Raw genomic sequence first — 17,512 nt, 5'->3', positions numbered from 1 at the left:
CGCACGCACATCCGCATGGCAATTGCCACCCTCGGCGGATGCGCAAGGGTGGGGAGGGCGTGTGGGAACGGAATCCAACCGCCGGTGGGAGTCCGGCACGCTGGCGCACGGGGTGTCCGATCCGTTCGGCCAGGGCCCGCTGCCGTGGCTGCGCAGCCCCGACCACTACCTGGCGGACGGCGAGGGCGCGGTGCCCTGGTACGTCAGCGTGGACGCCCCGGGGCAGCGGCCGCTGGAAGGCGCGGCCCGGCCGCCGCGGCCCGCGGTGAGCGGTCCGAGCAACTCCGACGACGTGCGGCAGCAGATCAAGGGGTTCGCGTCCTCGGGCGTGGTCCGGCCGGGCGGTTCGGTGGATCTCCGGGTGACGGTCCACCCGCCGCAGGAGTTCCAGGTCGACGTCTACCGGATCGGCCACGACGGCGGTGACGGCGCCCGCCAGGTGTCCTCCAGCCCGCTGATCGCCGGTCTCGTCCAGCCCGCCCCGATGGTCGCCGACCGCACCGTCTCCTGCCACCACTGGTGGCAGTCCTGGCGGTTGCAGGTCCCGCAGGACTGGCGGCCCGGCGCGTACGTCGCGGTGCTGACCACCGCCGACGGCGGGCACCGCAGCCACATCCCGTTCACCGTCCGGGACTTCAACGCGGCGGAGCTGCTGCTGGTGCTGCCGGACGTGACCTGGCAGGCGTACAACCTGTTCCCGGAGGACGGGCACCTCGGGGCCAGCCTCTACCACGCTTGGGACGCGGCGGGGCGGCTGGTGCGCGAGGAGGAGGCGGCGGTCACCGTCTCCTTCGACCGGCCGCACGCCGGGGCCGGGCTGCCGCTGCACGTCGGGCACGCGTACGACTTCATCCGCTGGGCCGAGCGGTACGGCTACGACCTGGGCTACGCCACCGCCACAGACCTTCACGCCGGGCTGGTCAACGCCGAGCGGTACAAGGCGATGGTGTTCCCCGGGCACGACGAGTACTGGTCGGAGCCGATGCGGCGGGCCGTCGAGCGGGCCCGGGACGGCGGCACCTCGCTGGTGTTCCTGTCCGCCAATTCGCTGTACTGGCGGGTCGAGCTGACGGCCGGCCCGAACGGCGAGCCGTCCCGGCTGCTGAACTGCCGCAAGCGGCAGAAGGTCGGTGCCGACCACCCCGCGGCCGGCCCGGCGGGTTCGGCGAGCGCGCTCTGGCGCGACGCGGGGGAGCCCGAGCAGCACCTGCTGGGCATCCAGTACGCGGGCAGCGTGCCCACGCCGGTGCCGCTGGTGGCCCGGAACACCTCGCACTGGCTGTGGGAGGGCACCGGCCTGGAGGAGGGCGAGGAGCTGCCCGGCCTGGTCGCGGGGGAGGCCGACCGCTACTACCCGAAGGTCGCGCTGCCCGCCTGCACCGAACGCACCCTGCTGGCGCACTCCCCGTACCGGGACGCCGCCGGCCGGCTCACCCACCAGGAGACCTCGCTGTACCGGGCGCCCAGCGGCGCGTACGTCTTCGCATCCGGGACGTTCGCCTGGTCGCCCGCGCTGGACCGGCCCGGGCACACCGACGAACGGATCCAGAAGGCCACCGCCAACCTGCTCGACCGGCTCTGCAAGGAAGGCCGCACCCGTCCCTGACCTGGTGCTGAGCGGGGCCGCACCCGCCCCCTGCCTCGTACGCATGAAAGACTCCCCGCAGCAGAGCCCCCCAGCTGTGAGGACTTTACGACCGTGAGCGGATTCGTCACCAAGCCCGAGCCGGTCCAGGTGCCCGGCCTGGTCCACCTGCACACCGGCAAGGTGCGCGACCTGTACCGGGACGGGAACGGCAACCTGGTGATGGTGGCCAGCGACCGCACCTCCGCCTACGACTGGGTGCTGCCCAACGAGATCCCCGACAAGGGCCGGATCCTCACCCAGCTCTCGCTGTGGTGGTTCGAGCGGATCGCCGACCTGGTGCCCAACCACGTGATCTCCACCGAGCTGCCCGAGGGCGCCCCCGCCGACTGGGCCGGCCGCACCCTGATCTGCCGCAGCCTGGAGATGGCGCCGGTGGAGTGCGTGGCCCGCGGCTACCTGGCGGGCTCCGGCCTGGAGGAGTACCGGGTGTCCCGCACGGTGTGCGGCATCGCGCTGCCCGAGGGCCTGGACAACGGCTCGGAGCTGCCCGCCCCGATCTACACCCCGGCGCTGAAGGCCGAGGTCGGCGAGCACGACGAGAACGTCTCCTACGAGGAGACCGCCCACCGGGTCGGTGCCGACCTGGCCGCCACCCTGCGGCAGACCACTCTCGCCGTGTACTCGCGGGCCCGGGAGATCGCCCGTGACCGGGGCCTGATCCTCGCCGACACCAAGTTCGAGTTCGGCCTGCTGGACGGCGAACTGGTCATCGGCGACGAGGTGCTGACCCCGGACTCGTCCCGTTACTGGCCGGCCGACGAGTGGCAGCCGGGCCGCGACCAGCCGTCCTTCGACAAGCAGATCATCCGCGACTGGCTGACCTCGCCCGCCTCCGGCTGGGACCGCAAGAGCGACAACCCGCCGCCGGCGCTGCCCGCCGAGATCGTCGAGCACACCCGGCAGCGCTACATCGACGCGTACGAGAAGCTCACCGGTCTCGACTGGAAGTAGATCCCCAGGGCTGGCTGTGACGCGCCGTCACAGCCAGCCGTGCTCGCGGGCGATCCGCACCGCCGCGTGCCGGTTCTCCGCGCCCAGCTTGCCCGCCGCCGAGGACAGGTAGTTGCGCACCGTGCCCTGCGACAGCGAGGCCCGGTCGGCGATCTCGGCTATCGAGGAGCCGTCGGCGGCCAGTTCCAGCACGTCCGTCTCGCGCGGCGTCAGCGGGGAGTCGCCCGCGCTGATCGCCTCCGCGGCCAGTTCCGGGTCCACGTAGCGGCCGCCCGCCCGGACGGTGCGGATGATGCCCGCCAGGTCGGAGGCGGAGACGGTCTTCGGCAGGAAGCCGCGCACCCCGACCTCCAGGGCCCGCTTCAGGTAGCCGGGGCGGCCGTGCCCGGTCACGATCATCACCCGGCAGTCCGGCAGTCGGTGCCGCAGTTCCGCGGCCACCTCCAGGCCGTCCAGGCCCGGCATCTGCAGGTCCAGCACCGCCACGTCCGGGCGGTGTGCGGCGGCCATCGCCAGCGCCTCCGGGCCGGACGCCGCCTCGGCGACCACCGCCAGGTCGTCCTCCAGCGCGAGCAGTGCGGCCAGCGCTCCCCGGATCAGATGCTCGTCGTCGGCGAGCAGTACTCGCACCCGGTCGCTCACGCCACGGACTCCCTTGCCTTCATCGGTAGTTCGGCGGTCACCCGGAACCGTCCGGGGCCGGGTCCGGCAGCCGTCAGGGTGCCGCCGTGGGCGGCCAGGCGTTCGCTCAGACCGCGCAGGCCGCTGCCCGCGCCGTCGGTGCGGGACGGCGGGACGGCGGGCACCCCGTCGTTCTCCACCTCCAGCACCGCGAGGCCGCCCGAGACCCGCAGCCGGAACGAGCAGTTGGCGGCCTCGGAGTGCCGCAGCACGTTGGTCGCGGCCTCCCGCACCACCCAGCCGAGCACCGACTGCGCCTCGGAAGGCAGCGCGTCCGTGCCCGCCAGTTCGGTCCGGCAGTCGACGTTCGCGGCGCGCAGCACCGAGGCCGCGCCGATCAGTTCGGTGTGCAGTTCGACGGTGCGGTAGCCGCGCACCACCTCGCGGACCTCGCGCTGCGAGTCCTGCGCGATCCGCTGCACCTCGGTCATCTGGTCCACCGCCTCCGGGCGCCCGCGGCGGGCCAGCTGCACCGCCAGTTCGCTCTTCAGCGCGATGGTGGCGAGGTTGCGGCCCAGCACGTCGTGCAGGTCACGGGAGAACCGCAGCCGCTCCTCGGCGACCGCGAGCCGGGCCTGGGCCTCCCGGGCCCCGTCCAGTTCCCACACCACCTTCGCCGTCCAGGACGAGCAGCGGGCGGTGGCGCCGGCCATCGTGGCGCCGACCAGGCAGCCCACCAGCAGGCCGACCACCGCGGCCGGGTGGGCGCCGGCCAGCAGCAGCGGCGCCGCGAGCAGCGTCAGCGAGACGGCCGCGGTCAGCAGCGCCTCGCGCACCGACAGGGCGAGCACGCAGGCGCCGAGCCAGAACGTCACCGTCATCGGCGCGATCGCGGCCGGCACCATCGCGTCGTCGCCGGTCATCGATGCGGTGGGCAGCATCATCGCCAGTGACATTCCGACCGCCACCGCCCCGGTCAGCGTCACCCAGCCGTACGGGTGCGGGCGGCGGCCCAGGTAGGCGTTCAGCCCGGTGCGGAACAGCACCACGTTCAGCGCCGCCGCCAGCAGCACGCCCGGCACCGCCAGCAGGAGCTGGCCGGTCGGCACCTCCCGCCGGGCGCTCACCGACCCGACCACGAGGAGCGCGGCCAGCACCTGCATCACCGACACCAGGTACAGCGACCAGCGCACGTACAACTCGGTGCGCTGCGGTTTCGACAGGGACCGCCACCGCCCGATCGGCCTCGGCCTGTTCACCGCTGGGTACCCCGCTTCCTGACGACTCCCCAGCATCCTGCCAGCCCGCCCGCGGCCGCTCAGCGGCGCGGTTCCCAGCGGAACCAGCGCCGGGCCGCCCAAGCGGCCGCAGCCGTCCACACCACGGCCAGCAGCAGCGGCAGCGCGCCCTGCGACCACGTGCCCGCGAAGCCCTCCGCCGGGCCGGAGCCGTCGGTGCCGAACCAGCCGATCCGCAGCAGCTCCAGCGCCGGGGTGGTCGGCAGCAGCCGGCAGATGTTCGCCATCGAGTCCGGCATCGACTCCAGCGGGACCATCAGGCCGGAGCCGAGCTGCGCCACCAGCAGCAGCGGCAGGGTGGTGATGCCGGCGGTCTCCACGGTCTTGGTGAAGGCGCTGGACAGCGCGGCCAGTGCGGTCAGCAGGGCCGCCGACAGGGCCAGTCCGGCCAGCATCAGCACCGGGTTCACCGGGGCGGGCAGGCCGAGCAGCAGTGCGCCGCCGACGCCCAGCAGCAGGCACTGGGTGAGCGCCAGCGCGATCGACGGGGCGGCGGTGCCGAGCAGGATCTCGGCGTCGGTGCCCTCGCCGGTGCGCAGCCGCTTCAGCACCAGTTCGCTGCGCCGGGCGGTGTAGGCGGAGGTCAGGTTGCAGTAGATGACGATCATCAGCACGATCCCCATCGATCCGGCCACCAGGTTGCCGTTCACGTCCAGGCCGGGGGAGTGCTCGGAGAGGCGGTCGAGCATCCCGCGGAGCGTGGTGACCAGGATCAGCGGCAGCGCCAGGGCCATGAACATCGCGGTGCGGTTGCGGCGCAGCAGGGTGGCCTCGGCGCGGCCGAGGGCGAGCAGGCGTCCGGCGGGGGTGGTCGCGGCGGTCATGCGGCACGTCCGATCTGCGGCGGGGCGGTGGCCGCGTCGGACGCGGCGATGGCGAGGAAGGCCTCTTCCAGCGAGGCGCTGCGGGCGTCCAGCCGGTCCAGTACGACCTGGTGGTGGGCGGCCCAGCCGAGCAGCTCGGTCAGGGTGCCCTGGAGGTCGGTGGTGCGCAGGGTGATCCGGCGGCCGTCGATCCGCAGGTCGGCGCCGGGCAGGGACGGCAGGGCGAGTGCGGCGTGCGGGCCGGTGCGTTCGGGCAGTTCGAAGCCGATCCGGGCGGGGTGGTCGGCCAGCACCTCGGCGACGGTGCCGCCGGCCACCACCCGGCCGCCGTGCATGATCGCCAGCCGGTCGGCGAGTTCCTCGGCCTCTTCCAGGTAGTGCGTGGTGAGCAGGACGGTGGTGCCGGCCTCGCGCAGTTCGCGGATCAGCCGCCAGACCGAGGCGCGGGCCTCCGGGTCGAGGCCGGTGGAGGGCTCGTCCAGGAACAGCACCTCGGGCCTGCCGAGCAGGGCCATCGCCAGGTCGAGGCGGCGGCGTTCGCCGCCGGACAGCTGCTTGACCCGCACCGAGCGCCGGGGCAGCAGGCCGACCAGGTCGAGCGCCTCGTCCACGGTGCGGGCGTCGCTGGTCATTCCGGCCCAGCAGGTGCCGGTCTCGGCGACGGTCAGTTCGCCGGGGAAGCCGCCCTCCTGCAGCATGATGCCGATCCTCGGCCGGAGCGCGGGCCGCTCCCGGGCCGGGTCCAGGCCGAGCACCCGGACCTCGCCGGCGCTTGGCGCGGCCAGGCCCTCCAGCACCTCCATGGTGGAGGTCTTGCCGGCGCCGTTGGTCCCGAGCAGCGCGAAGAGTTCGCCGCGGGCGACGCTGAGGTCCAGGCCGCGGACGGCCTCGAACCCGGCGGCGCCGGACGGTCCGTAGCGGCGGTGCAGGCCGCGGGCCTCGACGGCGGGGCGGGGACGGCTGGTGTCGGTCATGGCTCCAGCCTTCCGCCGGGCCGGGCCGTCCAGTAGTGCGGGCCGTCACCGGGTGCCGGTGGAGTTCCACGGGTCGGCGATGACAAATGTCATCGGGTGCGGCTGTCGTCGGGCGTCCTGCCGTCGGGGTGCCGGTCGGGGCTGGAAACGCCGAAGGCCCCCTCGATCGAGGGGGCCTTCGGAACTGGAGCGGACGACGAGATTCGAACTCGCGACCCTCACCTTGGCAAGGTGATGCTCTACCAACTGAGCCACGTCCGCATGATATTGAATTGTTACAGCCTGTAACGCTAGCTGCGAGCGGACGACGAGATTCGAACTCGCGACCCTCACCTTGGCAAGGTGATGCTCTACCAACTGAGCCACGTCCGCACGGTGCCTGGGCACCGGCCGCCCCGCTCGGGTTTCCCCGGTTGCGGCGACGAGAAGAACTCTACAACATCAATCGACCTGCTTGCCCCACCTTTCCCCGGCGGGGCGGCCGGGGAAGGGGCCGGCGGCCCGCAACGGGCCGCCGGCGAGGGTCAGTTGTTCTCGGAGAACGCCTCGTACACGTGCTTCGGGATGCGGCCGCGGGCGGGCAGCTCCATGCCGTTCGACTGCGCCCAGGCGCGGACCGCGGCCGGGTCGGGGGTGAGCGCGGTACGACGGAAGGACTTTCCGCTGCGGCTCTGCCGGCGTCCGGCGGCGACGAACGGGGCGAGAGCCTCCCGAAGCTTTTCCGCGTTGTCGGCGGACAGGTCGATCTCGTACGACTTCCCGTCCACGCCGAAGTGGACGGTTTCCGCGGCGGCGCCGCCGTCCAGGTCGTCGGAGAGCGTGACGACTACACGCTGAGCCATGGGTGTCAATCCTCTCGGGCAATTCGGCCGGCGGAGGTCTCGGATGCCCCGCCGGTCCGTTGGGCCGGGATCACGGCATCCGTCGGCGGGCAGGGGGAGCCCACGCCGAGATGCGGCGCGTTCGGCTGCCGGTCGCCCTATTCTGCACCCGGAACGGGTGGAAATCGAAGAGTTCGGGATTCCTTTTTTCTGGATATTCACGGGGTTCCCTCGGATGCCGATACAGCCCCGTTACAGACGGGATTAAACCGACGAAATCGGGTGCCGCCGGGGATCCGGGTGCCCGGGGGAGAGGCTTGGAGGCCTTGGCTCGTAAGGGGCATGGGTCTACGCGCGTTGCCGCAGGTAGGCCGCAAGAAGGCCTTCCGGCCCAGGTAGGCTGAAGGTCCCCCGCCTTCACGCAATCACCACCGGGAGTGCCAGTGGCACGCGTCGTAGTCGACGTCATGCTCAAGCCGGAGATCCTCGACCCGCAGGGACAGGCGGTGCAGCGTGCACTGCCGCGTCTCGGATTCGCCGGGATCGCCGACGTTCGCCAGGGCAAGCGTTTCGAACTGGAGCTGGAAGGGCCGGTCGATGACGCCGCGCTCGCCCGCATCCGTGAAGCTGCCGAGACCTTCCTCGCCAACACCGTGATCGAGGACTTCACCGTCCGCGTCGAGGAGACCGCGACAATGGTCCCCTCCTCCTCCGTCGTCGGAGACGCCAAGTGACCACCCGCGTTGGCGTTGTCACTTTCCCCGGCTCCCTCGACGACCGCGACGCCCAGCGCGCGGTCCGCCTGGCCGGCGCCGAGCCGGTCGCCCTCTGGCACCGCGACAAGGATCTCCACCAGGTCGACGCCGTCGTCCTGCCGGGCGGATTCTCTTACGGCGACTATCTGCGCTGCGGTGCCATCTCCCGCTTCTCCCCGGTGATGGACACCATCATCGAGCAGGCGAAGCTCGGAATGCCGGTCCTCGGTATCTGCAACGGCTTCCAGGTGCTGTGCGAATCGCACCTGCTGCCCGGCGCGCTCACCCGGAACGACTCGCTGCACTTCATCTGCCGCGACCAGAAGCTCCGCATCGAGAACGCCGACACCGCCTGGACCCGGGATTACTCGGCCGGCCAGGAAATCGTCGTTCCGCTGAAGAACGGCGAAGGCCGGTTCGTCGCCGACGAGCACGTCCTGGACGAACTCGAGGCGGAGGGCCGCATCGTGGCCCGGTACCTGGATGTGAACCCGAACGGTTCGTACCGCGACATCGCCGGCATCACCAACGCCGCCGGCAATGTCGTCGGCCTGATGCCGCACCCGGAGCACGCCGTGGAGCCGCTCACCGGTCCGACCACCGAGGGCCTGGGCTTCTTCACTTCCGTCCTGAAGCAGCTGGTGAACGCCTGATGAGTCTCGATACCGTCAAGAACGCCGAGCAGACCCCGGACGCGGGCCAGCCCTGGGCGGAACTCGGCCTCAAGGAGGACGAGTACGCCCGGATCCGCGAGATCCTGGGCCGCCGTCCGACCGGCGCCGAGCTGGCCATGTACTCGGTGATGTGGTCGGAGCACTGCTCGTACAAGAGCTCCAAGATCCACCTCAAGCAGTTCGGCGAGAAGGCCCCGGAGAACGACGCGATGCTCGTCGGCATCGGCGAGAACGCCGGTGTGGTCGACGTCGGCCAGGGCTACGCGGTCACCTTCAAGGTCGAGTCGCACAACCACCCGTCGTACATCGAGCCCTACCAGGGCGCGGCCACCGGCATCGGCGGCATCGTGCGCGACATCCTGGCGATGGGCGCCCGCCCGGTCGCCGTGATGGACCCGCTGCGCTTCGGTGCGGCCGACCACCCGGACACCCGGCGCGTGCTGCCCGGGATCGTCGCGGGCATCGGTGGCTACGGCAACTGCCTGGGCCTGCCGAACATCGGCGGCGAGGTCGTCTTCGACTCCTGCTACCAGGGCAACCCGCTGGTCAACGCGCTCTGCGTCGGCGTGATGAAGCACGAGGACATCCACCTCGCGAAGGCCTCCGGCCCCGGCAACAAGGTCATCCTGTACGGAGCCCGCACCGGCGGCGACGGCATCGGCGGCGTCTCGGTGCTCGCCTCGGAGACCTTCGACGCGACCGGCCCGGCCAAGCGCCCCGCCGTCCAGGTCGGCGACCCGTTCCAGGAGAAGCTCCTCATCGAGTGCACCCTGGAGATCTTCAAGGAAGACCTCGTCGCGGGCATCCAGGACCTCGGCGGCGCCGGCCTGTCCTGCGCCACCTCGGAGCTGGCCTCGGCCGGCACCGGCGGCATGCGGATCGAGCTGGACACCGTGCCGCTGCGCGACCACACGCTCTCGCCGGAGGAAATCCTCATGAGCGAGTCGCAGGAGCGCATGTGCGCCATCGTCGAGCCCGGCAAGGTCGACCGCTTCCTGGAGATCTGCGAGAAGTGGGACGTCATCGCCACCGTCATCGGTGAGGTGACCGACGGCGAGCGCCTGGAGATCTTCTGGCACGGCGAACTGGTGGTCGACGTGCCGCCGCGCACCGTCGCCCACGAGGGTCCGACCTACCAGCGCCCGTACGCCCGCCCGTCCTGGCAGGACGCCCTGCAGGCCGACGCCCCGACCGCCGAGCGGCTCGCCCGCCCGGCGAACGGCGCCGAGCTGAAGGACGCGCTGCTGAAGGTCGCGGGTTCGCCGAACCAGGCCTCCAAGGCGTGGATCACCAACCAGTACGACCGTTACGTGCTGGGCAACACGGTGCTCGCCAGCCCCGAGGACTCCGGCATGATCCGGATCGACGAGGAGACCAACCTCGGCGTCTCGGTCGCCACCGACGGCAACGGCCGCTACACCAAGCTGGACCCGTACACCGGCGCCCAGCTGGCCCTGGCCGAGGCGTACCGCAACGTCGCGGCCGGTGGCGCCAAGCCGCTCGCGATCTCCGACTGCCTCAACTTCGGCTCCCCCGAGGACCCGGACGTGATGTGGCAGTTCGCCGAGGCCACCCGCGGCCTGGCCGACGCCTGCCTGGTGCTCGGCACCCCGGTCACCGGCGGCAACGTCTCGCTGTACAACCAGACCGGCGACGTCGCCATCCACCCGACCCCCGTGGTCGCGGTGCTCGGCGTCATCGACGACGTCACCCGGCGCACCCCCGTCGGCTTCGCCGAAGAGGGCCAGCTGCTCTACCTGCTCGGCGACACCGCCGACGAGCTGGGCGGCTCCGCCTGGTCGCAGGTCGTGCACAACCACCTCGGCGGCCTGCCGCCCAAGGTGGACCTGGAGCGCGAGCGCCTGCTGGGCGACATCCTGATCGCCGCCTCCCGCGACGGCATGATCGACGCCGCCCACGACCTCTCCGACGGCGGCCTCGCGCAGGCCCTGGTGGAGAGCTGCCTCAAGGGCGGCAACGGCGCCCGGGTGGTCGTGCCCGAGGGCATCGACCCGTTCGTGTTCCTGTTCTCCGAGTCCGCCGGACGCGCCGTGGTGGCCGTCCCGCGCAGCGAGGAGCTCCGGTTCAACGACATGTGCGGCGCCCGCGGCCTGCCCGCCGCCCGCATCGGCGTGGTCGACGGCGACGCCCTGGAGGTCCAGGGTCAGTTCACCGTCACGCTGGCCGAGCTGCGCGACGCCCACACCGGCGTCATCGAGGCGCTGCTCGCCTGACGCGGCGTTGTTTCGACGGGCGGTCGGTTCGGAGTTCTCCGGACCGGCCGCCCGCCTTTTTGTACGCTGCGGGCATGCCCACTGCGAAGCCCCGAACCTACGACCCGGTGAAGGTGCGCGCCGCGCTCACCGGGCAGCTCGACGCGATCGCCGCCGCCGTCCGCGCGCTGGACGACGAGCAGCTCGCCCTGCCGACCCGGCTGGACGGCTGGCGGGTGCGTGAACTCGTCGCCCACCTCGGCATGGTGGCCAGCTGGGTGCCGCTGCACCTGCACGACCCGCTGCCGCCGCAGGCCCCGATCACGCCGCTGTACTGGGCCTCGAAGACCCGCACGGCGGCCGCCGCGATCAACTCGACGGCGGTGGAGCTGGTGGCCGAGCAGTTCGCCGGGGACGCCGCCCAGGTGTCCGGCGAACTCGACCGGCAGTTCGGCGAGTTGTGGAAGACCCTGGACAGCGACGAGGGCCGCGACCCCCGCCGGGTGATCCTGATGCGCTTCGGCCCGATGCTGCTGGCCGACTTCCTGGTCACCCGCCTGGTGGAGACGGTGGTGCACGCAGACGACCTGGCGGACGCGCTGGGCATCGACGCCTTCCCGCACGACCGCTTCGCGCTGGCCTCCGCCACCCGGCTGCTCGCCGACGCCTTCGCCGCCCAAGTGCCGGGCGGCGCCGTCGAATTGCGGATCCCCCCGCACGCCGTGGTGCAGGCCGTCGAGGGCCCCCGGCACACCCGCGGCACCCCGCCGAACGTCGTCGAGACCGACCCGCTCAGCTGGATCCGCCTCGCCACCGGCCGCCTCGCCTGGCCCGACGCCCTGGACGCCACCCTCACCGCGAGCGGCGAGCGCAGCGACCTGTCCGGCTACCTGCCGGTGCTGGGCTGAGGCTGCCGGGCGGGCGTCAGTAGCCGTAGCGGAAGTGCTGGACGATCGACTCCCAGCCGGCGTGGCGCAGCAGGTCGGGCTCGATCTGCCGCAGCTTGTCGGAGAGCCGGGCGATCACCTCGTCGGGATGCGGTGCGGTGCCGTCCGGCTCCTCGTCGACCGGATATCCGTCCTCGTCGAGTTCCTCGGGCGGGAACGCCTCGGCGAAGCCGGCGATGTGGGCCCGGCACCAGTCGACGGTGTCTGGGTCCATCAGGTCGCCGAGCAGGCTCAGCTCGTCGGCGCCGAAGGCGATCTGGCAGCGGAGCAGGGAGTGCAGGTCGCGGTGGGCGGGCCGGCCGTCGACGGTGGCCGGCTGGTGGGGGATCAGGGCGTACACCTCGCCGGTGGCGCCGTCGAGGGCGAACGTCGCGCCCTAGTACCCGAGGGCGACCAGGCCGGCGCCGCCGTCCGGCAGGTCGGGCCAGAGCGCGGCCGGATCGCTGACGTACTCCGCCAGCGGGGTCGGTACCTGCCCGAAGAAGAGGAACGCGCCGGGCCCGTCGGGCAGGCCGACGTCGGTGAGCAAGGCACGGGCAGAGGGGTCGGTGACGACGGCGGGCAGCTCCGCCGCAGGGTAGCGGCGGAGCCCGTCGGCGCCGTAGACCTGCTCCAACTCGGCGCGGGTGACGGGCCGGACGGGTGGGGTGGGCATCAGGGCACCGACGGGCCCTTGAGGTAGGTGCCCTTGGTGTCGTAGGGCCAGGCGTTGGCGGTGCAGCCGTTCAGGCCGTAGATCTGTTGCATCATCGCGGGGGCGGGCTTGCCGGGGCCGGGGCAGCCCTCGTGGCCGTGGCCTATGCGGTGGCCGACCTCGTGGTTGACGATCAGGGCGCGGTAGTCGTCCAGGGTGCCGTCGAACTGGGGTGAACCGGTCAGCCAGCGCTTGGAGTTGACCACCACCTGCTTGCCGACGTCGCAGTTCACCTCGCCCTTGGTGTCCAGGCCGCCGGCGCCGCAGATCTTGTCGGTGGTGTCGGGCGAGGCGATCATGACGGTGAAGTCGTAGGTGCCGGAGGAGACCAGCTTGAAGCTGTCGCGCTTGTTGGAGATCCAGCTGCGTTTGTCGCCCAGCACCTTGTGGATCGCGTCGGCGGCGGCCTTCGGGTCGATGTTGATGCCGTCCTCGACCTGGACCTGGTAGCGGCGTACGGTGCCGCCGGTGCCGACCGCGCCGCTGCTGGCGGTGGCGGTGGTGAAGTTGCCGCTGCCGTGCTGCACGACCTGCGAGTCGTTCTTGGGCGGCTCGGTCTGCGGCGGCGCGCTGCTCTCCGCGGACTTCGAGGGCTCGGGGGAGTCGCTGACCGGGGGGACGGGCCGGGCCTGGGTGGTGGATCCGGCGTCCTGCGGCTGGCCGTCGCTCGGGCCGAGCAGGGTGAATCCGGCCGCGCCGAGCACGACCAGCGCCGCGGTGCCGCCCAGCGCCAGGGCCGTCCGGCGGCGGCGCGAGCGGGCGCGGCGCCGGGCGGACCTGCCGGGTGACCTGCGGGCTGCGGGCATCTGGTTTCCCTCGGGACGACGACAGTTGCGGGTGTGCGGTGCGGTTCGGTGGCCCGTTTCGCACGGTTGTTGCTGCATCGTGAACATACGCGGCCTGGCTGCGGTTGGTTCCGCCGGGCCGGGTCTCAGCTGTGGATCCGGCCCTGGAGCTGCTCCAGCACCTTGGTCAGCGGTTCCCCGGTCAGGGCCGGGTCGGCCGGGTCCGCGTCGCCCTGGGAGAGCAGCAGTACCAGGTCGCCGTCGCCCTTGAGCGGCACCCGGGCGATGGCGGCGATCCCGCTGCCGGGCAGCAGTTTCGGCCGGTCGCCGGGCCCGGGCCGGCCGGTGACCACTTCGCCGAGCTGGTCGACGGTCAGCTGCCCGGTCCGCTGGAGGGTCGGCAGCATCACGCTCACACCGACGTCGTCGATCGGTACGGCCTCCAGGTCGAGCCGGACGGTGGCGCTGCCGGCCGTCCAGGTGCAGGTCACCCAGGCGTGCGGGGGCATGCCGGGCGCGGAGGCGGTGGTCGGCGACGGGCTGGTGCCGGACGGCCACGGGTAGGGCGGGGTGCCGTCACCGAGCTCGCCCTCGACCGCCTTGGTGTCCTTGGCGCCCGGGGCGACGGGGCGGTCGATCCCGGCGTTCCTGAGCGCGGCGGCCAGCTCGTCCAGACCGAACGGGCAGGTGGTGGACGGCTGTTGGCGGAGCTGCTCGGCGGTGGAGCGCACCTTGGCGTACGACAGGCCGCTGCCGGAGCTGTCGTCCGAGCAGGCGGCCGCGCCGAGGGCGAGGCCGACGGCGGCGGGCAGCGCGAGCAGCCGGCGGGCGGCCGGGCCGGGTATGCGGTCAGCAGTCACCGGCCCAGGCTACGTCCTTGGCGTGAAGGGTAGTTGAGGCCGCGTCAGTCGCGCGCGGTCAGCGCCTCGGCGAGTTCGCGGATACCGGCCTCGCGCTCGGCGGCGGTGTCGCCGTAGTCGTAGCTATGGGTGAACGCCGCCTGCGGGAAGGTTTCGGCCATCCACACCGAGCAGTAGTGGCCGGGCATGAAGCAGGCCTGCAGCTCGGTGTAGACCTCGACGACCTGCTCGGACTGGACGCCGAGGGCCCGGGCGCGATGCCAGAGCGCCTCCTCGGCGTGCAGGGCGAGCGAGCCGCCGGCTGTGATGATCTGCGGCTCGCCCTTGGCGTCCAGGTACTTGAAGGAGGCGTAGCTCGGCACGCCGCGGGTGTGCCGGACGTCCTCCAGGACCCGGGGCCACCACAGTTCGTCGTCCTCGAAGGCGCGCAGGTCGGTGGCGCGCAGCCGGCTCTCCACGGTGGTGAACTCGGCGAAGACCTGGTCGGGCTGTTCGGCGGTGGCCAACGCGGCTAGGCTGCGGTCGAGTTCGGCGAGCGAGGAGAGGAACGCCTCCAGGCTGGTGCTGACCAGCACGGGCGGCTCCTCGAAGTCGACGAACACCGACCAGACGCGGCCCTGCGGGTCGAGGCAGAGTTCGGAGCCGCCGTCGGTGCCGAGCCGGGCCCACTGCTCCTCGCCGTCGCGCGGGCCGGGCCGGTCCTGGCCGGCGGTGAGGTCGCCGAGGGCGAGCGCGTCCTCGGCGGAGGTGCGGAAGTAGGGGCCGACCTGGACCGGCAGGCCGGTGGCGGCCAGCAGTTCGGCCGCCGCGGCGGGGATGGTCACGCGGGCGAACTCGGCAGCGTCCGGGCGGCGGAGGCCGGCGGGGCCGAAGCGGTCGAGCAGGCGCTGGGCGAGTTCTGCGGTCATGGCAGCAGTGTATGCGCGGGGCGTTCGATCGGCGCCGGACCGGCCGCAGGCGGCGGATCGGTGCGATGATACGGCGAGCGCCCCGATCGGGGGCGGCAACTGCGTTGGGCGGGACGGGGGTTGACGTGGACGACATCGCGCACCACTACGACAACGTGGAAAAGGCCGCGGCCGAGTTCGACCAACTGCACGCGAAGCTGAGCGCCAAGAAGCACAAGGTCAACTACGGCCATGCGAAGGCGAGTTCGACCGGCCGTGGGGACAAGCTGGGCGAGGTGGTGGCCAAGGCCGCCTCCACCGCCCTGCAGAGCATCGAGAAGGCCCTGGACGCCCTGGCGGACCACGCCGACAAGGCCTCCAAGGGCCTGCTGACGATGAACAAGAACCACCGCGAGAACGAGGAACGCCTCGGCCAGGAGTTCAAGCGGATCACCGCCAAGCACGACACCACCCCGGTCTACCTGCTCAGCGCCGACGGCCAGCTCCACCGGCTGCACAGCGACGGGAGCGCCCCGAAGCCGATCGCCGGTCACGAGCCGGGCATCCGGGACCTGCTCGATCCCAACCCGCACGGGCCGGGCAACCTGACCACCGTCGGCCCGCCCAACGACCGCAAGAACTACCCGTTCAACCCCAAGCGGCGCCCCAAGACGGGCCGCCCGCTGGTTCCGTCGACCAAGATCGACACCGGCAGCTCCGAACTGGCCCGCGCCACCCAGCGCGCCCGGCGGGCGACCAACCAGTACGGCGGCGGCGTCCTGGAGAACCCGAGCGCCAACTACGCGGCCTTCCACTACGACAACGGCACCGGGAACCCGGTCATCGTGGTGGCCCAGAGCATTCCCCGCAGCTCCCACTCCGAGATCGTGCTCGGCCTGCCCTTCCTGCGCAAAGGCCTGCAGGGCAACGTCGACGCCGTCTACACCGAGCGCGAGCCCTGTCCGACCGGCAGTACCTGCGGGGCCTGGCTCAAGCAGTACTTCCCGAACACCACCGACGTCACCCACAGCTTCGACTACGACGGCAAGTCCTCCTCCGACGGCAACATCCAGCACAACCGCTATCTGATAGGACTGAAGCGCAGACACAAGCAGATCTACGGCTGAGCCGCGCCGGTCCGCACCGGGCCGGGCGGGGCCGTGGCGGACGGCGGGAGGACCCCGGGTGGCAGTGACACGCGCGGAGATGGAGCGGGAGTTCGGGCCGGACGGCCTGGTCCGGCCCCCCGCGGAGCGGATCGCCGAGTCGGTGACCGACCCGGGCGCCCGGGACTTCCTGACCACCGTCGGCCTGCCGGCCGGCCGCACCGCGGTGTTCGAGGCGGAGGAGCACCTGGCCACCGGGCCCGTGCCGCTGCGCGAGCACTTCGGCGACTGGAGCGAGGCCGAGGACGAGTACCTGGAGCTGTTCGGCCCCGGTGTCGGCTCCTGGCTGATCCTCGGTGAACTCGCCACCGGCACACTGGCGTTGAACGGCGCCACCGGCGGCGTCCACGCCATCCCGCTGGACATCGCCGAGGACGGCCTGGACCGCCCGTACCACGCCGACCTGTCCTCGCTGGCGGCCTTCCTGCTGGCCTTCCAGCGCGAACTGCCGCACTACGACGAGGGCAGCGGGGCGGAGGAGCTGCGCGACTCGGTCGAGCGGCTCACCGCCGAACTGACCGCCCTGGAGCCGCGCGCCATGGCCGAACCGGAGGGCGTCTGGCGGCTGCTGCTCGACGAGATCCGGTACGGCTCCTGACGGCCCGTCGGGGTCAGCGTCCGCGCGGGGCGTTGCCGGACGGGGCCGCACCGCGGTTGGCGGCGGCGCCGGAGACCACGTTCTGGCCGAACTGCTCGGCGGAGCCCAGCGGGTCGGCGGCGTAGCCCTTCACCTGGTCGACGGACTGCTGCACGCCGTCCTTGAAGCCGTCCTCGCCGGCCCGCGCCGTGCGGCCCAGGTCGATCCCGTGCTGGGCGCCGACCGCGTTCATCGTCAGCTGCACCACCAGGTCCTGCGCCATGCCGCCGAGCGCCGCGAACACCGGGCCCTCGACCAGCGACATCAGCTGCGACAGCAGCTGCTGCTCGGCCTCCTTGAGGAGGCGTTTGACGATGATCCGGGTGGCCTGGGTGGCGCCCACCGCGCCCGCCTCGGACAGCCCGAAGGTGAACGGCGCGGCCGCCTGCGCGGCGATCAACTCGGTCGCCATGATGATGAGTTGGGCGATCGCGGCGACTTTCGCGCCGGTGATCACCAGCGCGGCGCCGTCCAGCCCGGTGGCGAACAGGTCCAGCGCCTTGCTGACCTGCGGCAGGTGGGTGCCGACCACCTTGTCGAACTTCGCCTGGAACGCCTCCGCGGCCGGCCCCTGGTTCATCCCCATCAGGTTGCCGACGACGCTCGACAGGACGTCCCGGTCCTCGGTGAGCGAGGAGGCGAGCTCGCGGAGCTCGTCCGCCATCTCGCGGTACTCGTCCTCGTCCACGTTGGGCCAGTTCACGCCGATCAGGTCGAGCACCCAGGCGAGTTCACCCGGCAGTACGACGCCCATGCG

19 protein-coding genes and 2 tRNA genes are annotated in these 17,512 nt (G+C 72.2%); 8 read left to right on the top strand and 13 right to left on the bottom strand.

All coding sequences use genetic code 11. From position 1 onward, the window contains the following. Nucleotides 1-61: 61 nt before the first annotated feature. Together ACFYS8_RS12725 and ACFYS8_RS12720 are read left to right on the top strand one after the other, a co-directional pair. The gene (locus ACFYS8_RS12725) at nt 62-1,606 is read left to right on the top strand and encodes a N,N-dimethylformamidase beta subunit family domain-containing protein (protein ID WP_387639701.1); all 1,545 of its coding nucleotides are present in this window, start codon (nt 62-64) and stop codon (nt 1,604-1,606) included. Between the two features lie 93 nt (nt 1,607-1,699). Then, nucleotides 1,700-2,599 carry a phosphoribosylaminoimidazolesuccinocarboxamide synthase gene (locus ACFYS8_RS12720; protein ID WP_387639698.1) on the top strand — a complete coding sequence of 300 codons (900 nt, stop codon included), beginning with the start codon at nt 1,700-1,702 and terminating at the stop codon, nt 2,597-2,599. Nucleotides 2,600-2,626: 27 nt separating this feature from the next. Here the strand turns inward: ACFYS8_RS12720 and ACFYS8_RS12715 are convergent, their stop codons facing one another. The 7 genes from ACFYS8_RS12715 to ACFYS8_RS12685 form a co-directional block, all read right to left on the bottom strand. After that, nucleotides 2,627-3,241 (bottom strand): response regulator, encoded by a 615-nt coding sequence (locus ACFYS8_RS12715; RefSeq protein ID WP_387639696.1) that lies wholly within the window; start codon nt 3,239-3,241, stop codon nt 2,627-2,629. Then, nucleotides 3,238-4,413, bottom strand: coding sequence for a sensor histidine kinase (locus ACFYS8_RS12710; protein ID WP_387639693.1), 1,176 nt, complete (start codon nt 4,411-4,413; stop codon nt 3,238-3,240). Before ACFYS8_RS12710 ends, ACFYS8_RS12715 begins: the two co-directional genes overlap by 4 nt. Nucleotides 4,414-4,538: 125 nt before the next feature. Next, nucleotides 4,539-5,342, bottom strand: a complete 804-nt coding sequence (locus ACFYS8_RS12705; protein WP_387639691.1) for an ABC transporter permease — start codon at nt 5,340-5,342, stop codon at nt 4,539-4,541. Continuing rightward, nucleotides 5,339-6,316, bottom strand: a complete 978-nt coding sequence (locus ACFYS8_RS12700; protein WP_387639688.1) for an ABC transporter ATP-binding protein — start codon at nt 6,314-6,316, stop codon at nt 5,339-5,341. Before ACFYS8_RS12700 ends, ACFYS8_RS12705 begins: the two co-directional genes overlap by 4 nt. A 185-nt stretch (nt 6,317-6,501) precedes the next feature. Then, a tRNA-Gly gene (locus ACFYS8_RS12695) sits at nt 6,502-6,577 on the bottom strand. 38 nt (nt 6,578-6,615) lie between these two features. After that, a tRNA-Gly gene (locus ACFYS8_RS12690) sits at nt 6,616-6,688 on the bottom strand. Nucleotides 6,689-6,840: 152 nt separating this feature from the next. Continuing rightward, entirely contained in the window at nt 6,841-7,158 is a 318-nt protein-coding gene (locus ACFYS8_RS12685) for an Lsr2 family protein (RefSeq protein WP_073807183.1), read from the bottom strand. 416 nt (nt 7,159-7,574) lie between these two features. Here ACFYS8_RS12685 and purS point away from each other — a divergent pair, with 416 nt between their 5' ends. From purS to ACFYS8_RS12665, 4 genes are all read left to right on the top strand, one after another. After that, entirely contained in the window at nt 7,575-7,871 is a 297-nt protein-coding gene (gene purS / locus ACFYS8_RS12680; protein WP_387639685.1) for a phosphoribosylformylglycinamidine synthase subunit PurS, read from the top strand. Beyond that, nucleotides 7,868-8,545 (top strand): phosphoribosylformylglycinamidine synthase subunit PurQ, encoded by a 678-nt coding sequence (purQ, locus tag ACFYS8_RS12675; protein ID WP_387639683.1) that lies wholly within the window; start codon nt 7,868-7,870, stop codon nt 8,543-8,545. Before purS ends, purQ begins: the two co-directional genes overlap by 4 nt. Continuing rightward, on the top strand, nt 8,545-10,800 hold the full coding sequence (gene purL, locus ACFYS8_RS12670) for a phosphoribosylformylglycinamidine synthase subunit PurL (RefSeq protein ID WP_387639680.1): 2,256 nt from the start codon (nt 8,545-8,547) through the stop codon (nt 10,798-10,800). Before purQ ends, purL begins: the two co-directional genes overlap by 1 nt. Before the next feature lie 74 nt (nt 10,801-10,874). Next, the gene (locus ACFYS8_RS12665; protein WP_387639678.1) at nt 10,875-11,687 is read left to right on the top strand and encodes a sterol carrier family protein; all 813 of its coding nucleotides are present in this window, start codon (nt 10,875-10,877) and stop codon (nt 11,685-11,687) included. A gap of 16 nt (nt 11,688-11,703) precedes the next feature. Here ACFYS8_RS12665 and ACFYS8_RS12660 read toward each other — a convergent pair whose 3' ends face one another. From ACFYS8_RS12660 to ACFYS8_RS12640, 5 genes are all read right to left on the bottom strand, one after another. Continuing rightward, nucleotides 11,704-12,066 (bottom strand): hypothetical protein, encoded by a 363-nt coding sequence (locus tag ACFYS8_RS12660; RefSeq protein ID WP_387639675.1) that lies wholly within the window; start codon nt 12,064-12,066, stop codon nt 11,704-11,706. Between the two features lie 36 nt (nt 12,067-12,102). Beyond that, nucleotides 12,103-12,381, bottom strand: coding sequence for an SUKH-4 family immunity protein (locus ACFYS8_RS12655; protein ID WP_387639673.1), 279 nt, complete (start codon nt 12,379-12,381; stop codon nt 12,103-12,105). Next, the gene (locus ACFYS8_RS12650) at nt 12,381-13,226 is read right to left on the bottom strand and encodes a DUF3152 domain-containing protein (RefSeq protein ID WP_387639670.1); all 846 of its coding nucleotides are present in this window, start codon (nt 13,224-13,226) and stop codon (nt 12,381-12,383) included. The genes ACFYS8_RS12655 and ACFYS8_RS12650 overlap by 1 nt, the downstream gene beginning before the upstream one ends. A 125-nt stretch (nt 13,227-13,351) precedes the next feature. Next, a complete protein-coding gene (locus tag ACFYS8_RS12645; RefSeq protein WP_387639668.1) occupies nt 13,352-14,065 on the bottom strand; it encodes a hypothetical protein in 714 nt (237 codons plus the stop codon). A 44-nt stretch (nt 14,066-14,109) separates the two neighbouring features. Continuing rightward, nucleotides 14,110-14,973, bottom strand: coding sequence for a nucleic acid/nucleotide deaminase domain-containing protein (locus tag ACFYS8_RS12640; protein ID WP_387639666.1), 864 nt, complete (start codon nt 14,971-14,973; stop codon nt 14,110-14,112). Nucleotides 14,974-15,098: 125 nt separating this feature from the next. Here ACFYS8_RS12640 and ACFYS8_RS12635 point away from each other — a divergent pair, with 125 nt between their 5' ends. Together ACFYS8_RS12635 and ACFYS8_RS12630 are read left to right on the top strand one after the other, a co-directional pair. Then, a complete protein-coding gene (locus tag ACFYS8_RS12635) occupies nt 15,099-16,079 on the top strand; it encodes a nucleic acid/nucleotide deaminase domain-containing protein (protein WP_387639664.1) in 981 nt (326 codons plus the stop codon). Between the two features lie 58 nt (nt 16,080-16,137). Then, nucleotides 16,138-16,716, top strand: a complete 579-nt coding sequence (locus tag ACFYS8_RS12630; protein WP_387639661.1) for an SUKH-4 family immunity protein — start codon at nt 16,138-16,140, stop codon at nt 16,714-16,716. A 13-nt stretch (nt 16,717-16,729) separates the two neighbouring features. On the opposite strand, the gene ACFYS8_RS12625 is transcribed toward ACFYS8_RS12630, so the two are convergent. After that, nucleotides 16,730-17,509: a WXG100 family type VII secretion target gene (locus ACFYS8_RS12625; RefSeq protein WP_387639659.1), complete on the bottom strand. Its 780-nt coding sequence runs from the start codon at nt 17,507-17,509 to the stop codon at nt 16,730-16,732. Between the last annotated feature and the right edge of the window lie 3 nt (nt 17,510-17,512).

Origin of the sequence: Kitasatospora sp. NPDC004615 (genome assembly GCF_042873545.1) — a bacterium.
GTDB lineage: Bacteria > Actinomycetota > Actinomycetes > Streptomycetales > Streptomycetaceae > Kitasatospora.
The sequence above is the reverse complement of the archived record's forward strand: the minus strand, read 5'-3'. Positions and strand labels throughout refer to the sequence as shown.

Coding starts and splice junctions, on each gene's coding strand:
- ACFYS8_RS12640 (WP_387639666.1), bottom strand. CDS start 14,973: ATGACCGCAGAACTCGCCCAGCGCCTGCTCGACCGCTTCGGCCCCGCC.
- ACFYS8_RS12650 (WP_387639670.1), bottom strand. CDS start 13,226: ATGCCCGCAGCCCGCAGGTCACCCGGCAGGTCCGCCCGGCGCCGCGCC.
- ACFYS8_RS12655 (WP_387639673.1), bottom strand. CDS start 12,381: ATGCCCACCCCACCCGTCCGGCCCGTCACCCGCGCCGAGTTGGAGCAG.
- ACFYS8_RS12685 (WP_073807183.1), bottom strand. CDS start 7,158: ATGGCTCAGCGTGTAGTCGTCACGCTCTCCGACGACCTGGACGGCGGC.
- purL (WP_387639680.1), top strand. CDS start 8,545: ATGAGTCTCGATACCGTCAAGAACGCCGAGCAGACCCCGGACGCGGGC.
- ACFYS8_RS12700 (WP_387639688.1), bottom strand. CDS start 6,316: ATGACCGACACCAGCCGTCCCCGCCCCGCCGTCGAGGCCCGCGGCCTG.
- ACFYS8_RS12625 (WP_387639659.1), bottom strand. CDS start 17,509: ATGGGCGTCGTACTGCCGGGTGAACTCGCCTGGGTGCTCGACCTGATC.
- ACFYS8_RS12665 (WP_387639678.1), top strand. CDS start 10,875: ATGCCCACTGCGAAGCCCCGAACCTACGACCCGGTGAAGGTGCGCGCC.
- ACFYS8_RS12705 (WP_387639691.1), bottom strand. CDS start 5,342: ATGACCGCCGCGACCACCCCCGCCGGACGCCTGCTCGCCCTCGGCCGC.